General features: G+C 69.6%; 2 protein-coding genes. Both read right to left on the bottom strand.

Annotation, left to right across the window (positions count from 1 at the left end; translation table 11 throughout):
- Positions 1 to 184: 184 nt before the first annotated feature.
- Positions 185 to 1060, bottom strand: a complete 876-nt coding sequence (locus tag ABFS34_16180) for a hypothetical protein (protein ID MEN8376966.1) — start codon at positions 1058 to 1060, stop codon at positions 185 to 187.
- Positions 1061 to 1277: 217 nt separating this feature from the next.
- Positions 1278 to 3377 (bottom strand): serine/threonine-protein kinase (locus tag ABFS34_16185; GenBank protein ID MEN8376967.1); only part of this gene is annotated, 2100 nt, incomplete at its 5' end.

Consider the following 3377-nt stretch of genomic DNA (forward strand, 5'->3'; position numbering starts at 1 on the left):
ATCGGCGCGAGCGGTCGCGCGGCGGCGCGTGAGCGCCGCGGCCGCGGGTCAGGAGCTCATCGAGCGAAGGCTTTGTAAGCTGGGGCTCGAAAAGCGGGGCGATCGGAGCGGCGATCGGGGCTCCGGACGCAGCGGTGCCCGGCGAGGCGCTGGGCCTTGCCGGGCAGAGGCGAATGTCGCGGGTTCAATCGGGGCCGGCGACGTTGGCGCGGTGGACGACGAGCATCTTGTAGGTCCCGTGGGGGAACTCGACGTCGCGGTCGCCGGCTTGCCAGGCCTTGAAGGCCGGGCGGTATTTGCGCATCCAGGCGCGGTCTTCCTCGATCGCCTCCTCGCGACGCTTCTTGTTCTTGCAGGCGATCCGGGGATTGATGTCGGACTTCGACTCCACGCTGGTGGCGCAGGCCTCCCGCTTGGTGCGAAGGATGGCCCGGCGACCGACGAACCTGCCCCTCTTTTTCTCGACCTTGTCGTGGGCCGCTTGCTCAACGGCCTCGATCGCATCCTTGATGCGAATCGCGAGCTCGTTGTCGGACAGATCATCGAAGCCGGGCGGCCGATGCATCGTGAGCGTGACCACTTCGGGCCAGACGTCCGAGCCGTCGGGGTGTTTGGCGTCGAAGTTCATAAAGCCCCGCTTGGGGCGCTTGAACGTGCGCGGCGGGCACGGCCAGCACATCGAAAGCCCCGGCCAGTCTTTGGCGAACTTGACCAGCTCGTGGTGGACCGCGTTCGCCGCCGTGTAGCCGATGCGACCGAGGATGTCGTCGGGCTCGACCGGGCGGACATGACTCGTCTGCTTCGAGTCCCACATCGGGCCCTCGTCGCCGAACATCGCGTTGAGCTGTTTGGTGATGAAGTGGTGCAGGTCGCGGTTGAAGTCGGGCAAGCGCCCGTTGGGGTCGTGGTTGACGTCGTGTTTGTGGTCGCTCAGAAACGTGAGCGCGTGGAACTCGATGCCGTACTTCTGCACGAGGACGGCGGTGAGGTAGCCCATCGCGTTGTTGACCTCCCGGCTGGGGGCCATGCGAAAGCGGCGGTCGCGCACGCGGCGGGTCACGCCGCGGATGTCGCCTTTGCGTATGGGACGAGAACGCACGCCGCCGGATAGAGCAAGCGCCGGGCCAGCCGTAACTCCGCGATCGCCAAGCAAGCGCTAGCACGGGTGTCCCGTCCGCCGACCACCCGCGTCCGGCATACCGGACACCCCGGCCGGCGGGCCGGACGCCCTCGCGAGATCAGCAACTTGCCACGCCGGGCAGACCTTCGGTCTGGCGCTAGCCGCGGCGGAGCGCGCCGAAGACGTCGGCGATCCGCTCGGCGGAGGCGGGGCGATCGGGGGCGTCCTTGGCGATGCACGTCATGATCAGGTCGTCGACGGCCGCGGGGATCTGGACGAGGTCGGCGAGCCGGGGCGGCTCGGTGTTGATGTGGTGGTACAGGATCTCGCCCTCGATGAACGGCGGGCGGCCGGCGAGGACCTCGAACAGGGTGCAGCCGACCGAGTAGATGTCGGCGCGGAAGTCGATGTTGGCCCCGCGGATCTGCTCGGGCGCCATGTACAGCGGCGTCCCCTTGACCTCGGTGCGCTTGATCGAGACCTCGCTGATCACCCGCGCCAGCCCGAAGTCGCCGATCTTCACGGTGCCGTCGGTCGACAGGAAGATGTTCGCCGGTTTGATGTCGCGGTGGATCACCCGGCGCCCGTGGGCGTAGGCGAGGCCGCGGCCGAGCTGCTCGCCGATCCGCGCGGCCTCGGCGAGATCGAGCCGGGTGCGCTGCTCGAGCACGTCCTCGAGGGTGGTGCCCTCGACGAACTCCATGACCATGAACATCTGCTCGCCGTCGCGGCCCTGGTCGTAGACGGCGACGACGTTCGGGTGGTTGAGCGCCGCCAGCGCCTTGGCCTCTTGCTCGAACATCTGCGCGGCCGCCGGGTGCTCGCGGATCTCGGGCGCCATGACCTTGAGCGCGACCGGACGATCGAGCACCTGGTGAGTCGCGCGGTAGACGACGCCCAGGGCGCCGCGGGCGAGCGCGGCCTCGGGCGGGTAGCGCCTGAGCCCGCGCAGGGTCTCCGGCGTCGCCTCGTCGCTGGCGCGCACTTCGCGCTGGGAAGCGACCGCGGCCTCCCGGCGATCCGGAACGATCTCGGCCTGCTCGTCGGGCCCGAGCTCGACCTTGAGCCCGCCCGAGATCTGCGCCAGGCGCCGCTCGCGCTCGAGGTTGATCGTCACCATCGAGATGCGGCTGCCAAAGGCGTGGATCTTCCGGGTGATCTCGATGCCGTCGGAGGACTCAACGTGCACCGTGTGCTCGCCGGTCGGCGCGAACAAGATCGCCTTGCCGTCCTCGTCGGTCACGACCCGGTGCGCGGGGTTCGATCCGAGCCAGACCAGCGCGCCCGGCGCCGGGCCGAGCGGCGCCATGACGATGAAGTGAAACTCGCTCTCCTTGGGGACCAGGGCGACCACCACGGTGGTGACCTGGTTGCGCTTCACCCGCGCCGGCTCGGTGAGCGGCGGCAGCGCCCGGAGCTCGCCGCCCTTGCCGTAGGTCCCGAAGACGTGAACGAACCAATGACCGGGCGGAATCCGCTCGAACTCCTCGTTGGCCCCGACGTTGTCGGCGCCGAAGCGCCGGCGCTTCTCCTCGACCGACACCGAGGCCAGGTGCTTTTTTGGATCCTTGACCGCCGGGCAGCGCTTGTCCTTCGAGATCAGGATCGAGAACGACGGCTTGCTCGACGCCGGATCGACCTTGAGCTCGATGCGGATCATCCCGCTGCCGCGCACCACGGTCCACACCAGCCACAGCGTGAAGCCGCCGAGCAGCGCGATCAGCACGGCGACAAACAGCGGGTTGACGCTGACCAGCCCGTGATCGCCGGCGTCCTCGATCGTGTGGCGGGCCTCGAGCGCGGCGCCCGACTCGACGCCGAAATAGACCAGACGGACGCTCGCGTCGCCGCCGTCGGCGCGCAGGCCGTAGAGCAGCGCCGCGTCGGCATCCTGGGCGCTGGCCAGCGAGATCAGCTCGGTGGCGGTCGGTTTCTCGGCGCTCTCGAGCGGCGAGACCACCACTTGGACGCGCAGCTCACCCGTCTCGAGCGCGGCCGCGAGGCCGTCGGCGAGCCGCTGCGGGTGAACCCGGCGCGGCCACAGCAGCATCTCGCGAGATCCCGGCAGCGGCGCCAGCACCAGGCGCTTGACCCGATCGCCTGCGATCGGAAACTCCGCGAGCACCGGCGCGAGCTCGTCGATCAGCAGCGCCAGCCTCTTGGCCTCGGCCTCGTTTGCCGCGTCGCGCCCGGCGCCGGCGCCAGCGCCAGAGCCATCGGCTCCGTCGGCCGAGGTCGCGGCGGCGTCCGAATCGAT

It is taken from the genome of Gemmatimonadota bacterium, assembly GCA_039715185.1.
In the GTDB taxonomy this organism is placed as follows: Bacteria; Gemmatimonadota; Gemmatimonadetes; order Longimicrobiales; family RSA9; genus DATHRK01.